The sequence below is a fragment of the Kitasatospora sp. NPDC059577 genome, from assembly GCF_042735475.1.
GTDB lineage: Bacteria > Actinomycetota > Actinomycetes > Streptomycetales > Streptomycetaceae > Kitasatospora.
In genome coordinates this window covers 49941-57303 of sequence record NZ_JBHWBZ010000064.1, presented here as the reverse complement: position 1 = coordinate 57303, position 7363 = coordinate 49941, and the positions used below count along the sequence as shown (strand labels likewise).

Here is a 7363-nt window from a genome sequence, read left to right as displayed (position 1 = left end):
GGGGGGGGGGGCACCGAAAGGAGCCCCCACCCCCAACCGCCCGGAGCGCCAGCGACGGGCCAGGGCCCGCCCGGAGCGCCAGCGACGGGCCAGGGCCCGCCCGGAGCGCCAGCGACGGGCAGGGCCCGCCCGGAGCGCCAGCGACGGGCCAGGGCCCGCCCGGAGCGCCAGCGACGGGCAGGGCCCGCCCGGAGCGCCAGCGACGGGCAGGGCCCGCCCTATGAGTGTTCTGCCGTCTCCGGCCTGGCAGGTTCCCCATCGAGGGCGCCCCGCAGCTCGTTCCAGCTCAGGTCCTTGGCGACCTTGGAGGCCGCCACCCAGATCTGCGTGCCCACCGCGTCCAGCCATCCTGTGACGCTGAAGGAGTAGCCGCGCATCTCGCCGGCGGGGGTGATGTGGGCTCTCCAGAGGACTCCGGCCTTCCCCAGCGCCTGCTCGAATGCGGGCCGACCGCCGGCCCCCGCAGTGTCGCGGGCAACCCTGACCAGGTACCGAACCTGCTCGCGCTCCGGATGCGTGCTGCCGCGCCGTTCGCTGGCGGTGCGTTCCTGCATGGTGATCTGCGGGGCGATCCGGTCGCTCCGCAGCTCCGCGTTGACGAGTCGGTGGCGGCGTTCGATGCCGCGGACGATCGGCCGGGACTTCCTGAAGTCGAAGCCGTCCGGCACGAGGGTGCCGTCCCAGCCGAGCCGGCTGATCGTCAGGTGGATGTGGTCCTCGCCGTGACGCACCGCCACCCATGGGCAGCGGCCGTAGCCCATGGCCTGGACGTAGTGCTCGGCGATCTTCCCCCACTCGGCGTCGTCCATGATCCGGTCCTCGGGGGCCGTCCGAAGGGCGCATCGCCAGATGGGCCTGGACAGGCCTTGGCGGTAGGCGGTGTGGCGGTCGATCATGTCCGCCACCTGGCTCGAAGTGCCGACCACATTTCCCGCCACCAGACGTGGGTCGACGTGTTCCTCACGCCGGCCCGGGCCGAAGTCGTAGCGCAGGGCCGACGATGCCCGGCGCCCTTTCGTGATCTTCGCGATCATATGGACCCCTGACGGGGCTTCCGCTCGACAGGCGCCATTCCGCGTACCGCCATCGCGGCCTCCCCTATACCGGCGATCGCCTGCTCGATGTCCGCGCCGGCCTGGCCGCTGCCGCGCAGCAGCCGCACGAGCTCGTTGAGCTGGGCCGCCGCCTGCACCAGCTGCGCGTACGCCGCCTCATTGACCTCCGGAACCCTGGGCACGTCGCCCGGAACCCCCGGATGGCCCTGTAGAGCCTCCTCCACGACCGCACGCGTCCACGCCCCCAGCTCCTTCCGCTCGGTCGCGTCCCGGGCCGCCTCCCAGCGCCCCAGCTCCTCCTCGTTGAGACGCACACTGACGCAGTGCTTGCGGGCACGACCAGGTGTCCCCCGAACCACTTCAGCTCCTTCCTCTCAGTCGAGACGGCCCACCCCCGCACACCGGTCGGCAGCGCGGCTCGGCCCTGCCGCAGACGCGGCCCGGCGACAAGCGTACGGACACGCGCATACACGGCCCGGCCCGGAATGACGACCCCTCAAAACGCCATAAGCGAAGCGCATTGCCATAGCTCGCTCTCTTTTGGTCGTACAGGGGGTGGGGCCAGGGGAGGACCGAGGTGGCTTCGCGCTGGGGGCGTCAGAGGTCACCGTGCGCGGGCCGGGTCACATCCCTCGCCTGCCCTGGATTCCGCGCTCCCGGCATGACCGGGCGGTTGCTGCCGGCCGACAGGCTGTCGGCATGGGTTCGGCGCCGCGGTTGCGAGGCCGTCGGCCCCTGGGGCCGGCGGGCTGTCCGTGGAGCGCCGACAGCAGGCGCCACCGGACCTCCGCCGCAAGCGCCCTGGCGAAGACCGCTGGGTCACACGGCGAGACCGCCACTACCCGCCGTCGGCACGGCCGGATGGCGGGAGTAGCCCCGGGACCCGGCTGTCGCCAGCGGCAGCGGCTCCCGGCCGGACGGCCCGGGGCGCGATGCGCGACGTGCTCCGGTGGCCCACGAGCAAGGGCGACGCCTGCCACATCAGGCTGCACCTCGGGGACGGCTGGCGCCCGGCGGGCCTGGGGTGCGGATGGGCCGCCAGGCCCCGGCTCCCGGCCCGACCTCATCCGGGCGGCGTGGAATCCGAGCGGTCCGGTACCGCTTCGGGCGATGCCGCGAATCCGGTTCGGGACACCGCAGCCGCTCGAGGTGATGGCCGCCCGGAAATGGCTGGGGTCGATCGCGCGACCAGGGCCGTCAATGCACGCCTGGCTTCCAGGGCTCGGAATGGCCCTTTGGCCGCCTCGGGCTCCCGGCCCTGGCTGCCCCTCCAAGGTGCGGACCAGCTGCCCGGACACCATGTGGAACCTCGGGAGCGACCGGGCGGCCGCCTGAGCAAGGCATCCGCCCCTGAGACCACCAGGGACGTCTCGGTGCGCCTCCAGCGATGTGCGTTCCAGAAGTGACTTTCAGACTAGGGTGTGCGGTGGAGGTGTGGTCGTGGGTGATGACCTGTTCGCGTCGATCGACGCGCTGCTGGAGCGTCCGCGCCTGGTGGAGGACCTGCCGATGCCTGCGGAGCGGGAGCGGCTGCGCAAGCTCGGCGAGTACACGCAGGAGGAGCTGGCGGCCGCGCTGAAGACCCGCCGGGAGACGATCGTGCGGTGGGAGGCCGGGACGACGCAGCCCCGGCCGCCCAAGCGCGAGGTCTACATCCGGTTCCTCGCGACGCTGGCGCTGCGGCACGGCACCGTGGAGCCCACCGAATGGCTGCACCGGGCGCAGGCCACCGGCCTCGTCCTTTCTCCGCCCTCGAGCCCTGCGGATACGGCCGGTGCGGCTGAGCCCGCGCAGCCCGCCGCCACGGCGGAGCCTGCTGAGGCCCGGGTTTCCGTCTCCCCCGCTCCCGCCCCGGCCCCGGTGGTCCCGGCGGCGTTCGGCGGGCAGCAGGACCAGGCCGTGGAGCTCGACCGCTCCCCGTCCGGGGAGCTCGTCACCGAGCCGCCCGCGCCGTGCGTACGGTGCGGGCGCCCGACTCCGTACCGCTCCGGCGGCCGCCCGGTGCACATGAGCGGCCGGTGCACGGCCGTGCCGGCCTCAGCCCCACCGGCCGCCGACACGACCGTCCACCGGCCCGCTCCGCAGATCCCGGCACCCCCGGCCGGAGCGCCCCACCGGAGCGCGCCGGTGGCTGCGCCGCGCCCCACCGGCACGTCGCGGCCGGCCGCTCCCTCACAGCCCTCACGCGCCCGCAAGACCCCGGCGAAGACCGCCACGGCTGCGGGAGCGACCGACTGGGAAGCGGCGGCTGCCGCGCGCTTCCCGTCCGGGCCGCTCGCGGTCGTGGACACCGCCCAGGACGGGCGGGGCCTGGCGGCCTACCTGGCCGACGGCACCCCCGCACCGGCCGCGCCGGGTGGGCGGACACTCGCCGACGTGGTCGAGTGGGCGCTGGAGACGAAGCTCGGTCAGGGCCGGCTGCACCGGCACGGCAAGGACGGCGACGCCCTGGTGGTGCTGACCGACGCCGCCCTCGCCGAGCTCGGCCTGCCGCCGATGGGCCGGGACGAGAAGACCGAGTTCGTGCCGCGCCTGGGCCGCCTGCCCGACTCCCACAAGCAGGTGAAGGCCCTGACCAAGGCCGGCTGGCTGCTCACCCAGCGCGGCCTCGGCCCCTGGGCCCGCGTCTACCGCACCCCCGAGGACGGCAAGCGCGTATGCGTCCAGCTGTGCGTCCCCGCCTGGGGCGCCCTCGCCTCCGGCGGCTGGCAGATCCCCGACGGCCTGGACGCCCCGGCCCTGGCCCGCCTGCTCGGCACCTACGCCACCCGCGTCCTCACCCCCCGCGGCTCCACCGCCGTCTGCGGCCTCGAACTCGTCACCGCGCTGCGCCCGCCGACTCGGGCGGTACGCACCGAGGCGGGCTGGGCCTCCGGCCCGGTGGAGGGCTCCCGGCCCAAGGAGGCGTTCGACCCCGCTCCGCCGGAGGTCCCAGATGTGCACCCGCTCGCCGAGGACCGCGAAGCGGACGGCGAGCTGGTCACGGAGGCCTGGGACTGGCACCGCCCCTTCGGCGAGAACGAGCAGGCCGCGCCGTACGCGGTCGGCCTCGATGTGAACATGGCCTTCCTCGCGGCCGCGGGCAGGCTGACGCTTCCTCTCAGCAAGCCGGTGCACGAGCTCAGCCCGGCCTTCGACAAGAAGATCCCCGGCAGCTGGCTGGTCGACCTCTCACACGTGGAGACCGACCCGCTGCTCCCGAGCCCGTTCACGCCGGACGGCTCCCGCCCGACCGGACCGGCCTGGTATTCGACGGTGAAGGTCGCCTACGCCGTCGAGCTCGGCGCCGAGGTGCGGCCGGCCGAGGGCTGGCTGCGCCACGAGTCCGGCCCGTACCTCGATCCGTGGCACAAGCGCCTGCGCCAGGCCTACCTGGACACGATGGCAGCCCTGGGTGTCCCGCTCGATCTCGCCGGCCACGACCCGTTCGCGTTCCTGGACGCCATGGCCGGCCTGCGTCAGGGCGACGCGGCGGAACTGGCGGTCCTGACCGCGATCAAGCAGACCGCGAAGGGCACCGTCGGCAAGTTCCGCGAGCGCCCCCGAGGACACGGCTACCGGCCCGGCCAGCGCTGGGCCGCCCTGGAACGCCCGACCTGGGACCCGCTGATGCGGGCCCTGGTCATCGACACCGCCACCGTCGACTTCCACCGCAAGCTGCGCAAGATGGCCGTCGAGACCGGCCTGCACGCCTTCGCCGTCCTCTCCGACTGCGCCGTCTTCGCCTCCCCCGGCCCGGACGCCCCGGACGTCCTCGCCCGCCCCGACGGCACCCTCACCACCGCGCTGCGCCTGGGTGTGTCGCCCGGGCACGTGAAGTTCGAGGGCTCCCGGCCGATGCCGGAAGTCCTGGAGCTGCTCGCGGACGGAGTCAATCCCGGTCGGCACATCAAGAGCGGTGGCCGGGTCTCCCACGACGAGTAGCCGGACCGGGGAACGGGCCCGCACCATGACCATCAGCCAGCAGTAGCCGCCGCTTCGGCGGCCGGGAAGGAAGCAGCGTGAGCCGGGAGATCGACGAGGGTCTGGAGCGCGCCGAGCGGACTCGTCCGATCCCGCAGTCCGTCCAGGCCCGGATGCGGTTCCTCCTCAGAGGGGCCAAGGGCTCGACCAAGCGGCTCGCGACCGACCTGGGTGTCTCCCAGCGCACCGTGCAGCGCTGGCTCAAAGGGCAGGCGGTCCCGAAGCCGGCTGCCGCCGAGGCCATCGAGAGAAAGGTCCGGGCGGCTTGGCAGCCGCGAGTGAGGCAGCGTGTGCGGCGTGCGGCCGAGCAGCGGGGGTTCATGCTGCACATCTCCGCGACGTTCGGTTTCAGCGCGGCCGGGGGCTCCACGGACGACCCCCGTCCCCGGGTGATCACGCAGCAGATGCCCGGTGAGGTGGCACGCCGTCTCTACGCGGCGCGGGATGCCGGGGCTCCGCAGGCGGAGCAGGAGGCGTTGCTCGCGGACGCCTTGCGGGAGCACTACTTCGGGGACGGCGGGCGTCGCGCCGCCGGGCTCGACGTCGAGCTGAACGACGTCGCCTGGATGGACGTGGAGCTGTAGGGCTGCGGGGTCGTGTCGCGGAGCCCCGGCCGAGCGGTTCCGTCGGACGTTGGGCGGTCGGGCGGCGGACGGTGTGGGAACTGGGAGACTGGCCGTCATGAGTTCTGGCCGGCGCCCGTTGTGGCTGCCTTCCTCCGAGCAAACCGACGCCACGACCGTTCCGGCGGACGGCCAGGCCCGTCGGCTCGCCGTCGAACGTGCCCCGGTCATGGAGCGGCCCGTCGTCGAGCGGCCCGCCGTACCCGCTTCGCGCCGTCGCCTCGGTCCCGGCGGTCTGGCCGCCTCGGCAGTACCGGATGACCGGGACTGACCCGTCGCACCCGTACCCGGGAATCCGCGGGTTCGGGCTCGGTCTGTCTCCGTGCGTGCTGGGTGCGCGTCTCTTCGCGGCCGTGCCGTCCTGACCCGCCGCCGGGCGAACCGCGGTCTCCGGACGGGCCGACGGCGTGTCAGGGCGCGGTCGTCAAACCGGTCGTGGCCTGTCGGGGCAGACGGCTACGATCCCGGACCATGGAACAGAGTTTCGACTCGCGCGGAATCGGCTCCATCGGGGGAATCGACGCACGGGGCTCCGGCCCCTCGGACGCAATCGACGCACGGGGCTCCGGCCTCTCACGCGGAATCGACGCGCGCGGAATCGACACCTCCGAGGAAAAGGACGCGCGGGCAATCGCCCCCGCCGGCCCCGGGCCGTCGTGCCCGGAGTGCGGCACCCCGTTGCGGGCCACAGGCCCCGGCCGCCGGCCCGTCTACTGCGGCCGCTCCTGCTCCTCGAAGGCCTACCGCCGACGCCGCGCCGAAGAGCAGCGCAACGCCGTCGCGGAAGCCCTCATTTCGTCGCGCGTCGAAATTCCGGACCCGGCGGAGGATGGTGACCAGGAGCTGCTGGGCCTGGCCGACGGCATACGGCGCAGCGCGGCCCGCTATCTGGAGCGGCTCGGCGAGGCCGGCCGGGGTGGGCCGGACGCGAGTGGCGACCGGGCGCTGGGCCTGTTGGAGAGCAGTGTCATCAGCGCGGCGCAGGCCCTGGTGCGCAGGGCTCACGTACTGCGCCACGAGATGGTGGCCGCCCGCGTGGAGGGCGCCGCCGGGGAGGACTCCGCGGGCCCCTCGGCTGGCGGTGAGGGCGCTCCGGTGGAATCGACGCGCGTCGGATTGCCCGGTGCCGCGGCCCGCGGCGACGGCCTCCTCGAATCGACGCGCGGCGATTCGAGCCGCGCTCCGGCCACGGCCGTCCCGTCCCCCACGCCCGCCGGCGCCGACGGACCGGCTCCAGCGGAGGCCGGCCCCGTCTCCGCCCTGGACCTCGCCGCCGCGACCAGCGTCGACGAGGTCTCACCGGAATCGACGCGCGTCGTTTCCGGTGGCCCCGCGGCCCCGACTTCCCCCACCCCCGCGCAGGCGGCGGGCGACGCACCGACACCACCGGCCTCCACTGCCCGGACCGTGCCGGCCAGTGCGTCCGATGGGATCGCGGCAGCCCCGGGCGGCTCCGCCCCGGAATCGACGCGCGTCGAATCGGGGGCCGGTTCAGGAGACACCTCGACCGCTCCCGACACCCCTTCCGATTGGTCGGGGGGGGGCATGGGGGGGGCGGGTGGGGCGGATGCGGGGAACGCCGGGGTACCCGGTGGGGGGGGCGGGCGGCGCGCCCCCGGGAGGGCGGGGGGCCGGGCGGGCGGGTGGTGTATCCCCGCGGCCGGGGCCCGGGGGCCCGGGTGTCGGCGGGGGGCGGCTCCCCCACCCGGGCCCCCGCCCGGA

4 protein-coding genes are annotated in these 7363 nt (G+C 74.5%); 2 read left to right on the top strand and 2 right to left on the bottom strand.

All coding sequences use genetic code 11. The annotated features are described in order from the left end of the window. Window positions 1–218: 218 nt before the first annotated feature. Entirely contained in the window at window positions 219–1034 is an 816-nt protein-coding gene (locus ACFV0O_RS34580; protein WP_380347760.1) for a relaxase/mobilization nuclease domain-containing protein, read from the bottom strand. After that, complete coding sequence (locus ACFV0O_RS34575) at window positions 1031–1237, bottom strand: hypothetical protein (protein WP_380347758.1); 207 nt, start codon at window positions 1235–1237, stop codon at window positions 1031–1033. Before ACFV0O_RS34575 ends, ACFV0O_RS34580 begins: the two co-directional genes overlap by 4 nt. A gap of 1258 nt (window positions 1238–2495) precedes the next feature. On the opposite strand from ACFV0O_RS34575, the gene tap reads away from it, so the two are divergent. Both tap and tpg read left to right on the top strand, forming a co-directional pair. Then, complete coding sequence (gene tap, locus ACFV0O_RS34570; RefSeq protein ID WP_380347756.1) at window positions 2496–4979, top strand: telomere-associated protein Tap; 2484 nt, start codon at window positions 2496–2498, stop codon at window positions 4977–4979. Between the two features lie 77 nt (window positions 4980–5056). Next, on the top strand, window positions 5057–5602 hold the full coding sequence (gene tpg, locus ACFV0O_RS34565) for a telomere-protecting terminal protein Tpg (protein WP_380347754.1): 546 nt from the start codon (window positions 5057–5059) through the stop codon (window positions 5600–5602). Window positions 5603–7363 lie beyond the last annotated feature (1761 nt).

Bases quoted from the DNA above. Each gene is read 5' to 3' on its own strand.
- ACFV0O_RS34580 (WP_380347760.1), bottom strand. From the start codon at position 1,034: ATGATCGCGAAGATCACGAAAGGGCGCCGGGCATCGTCGGCCCTGCGC.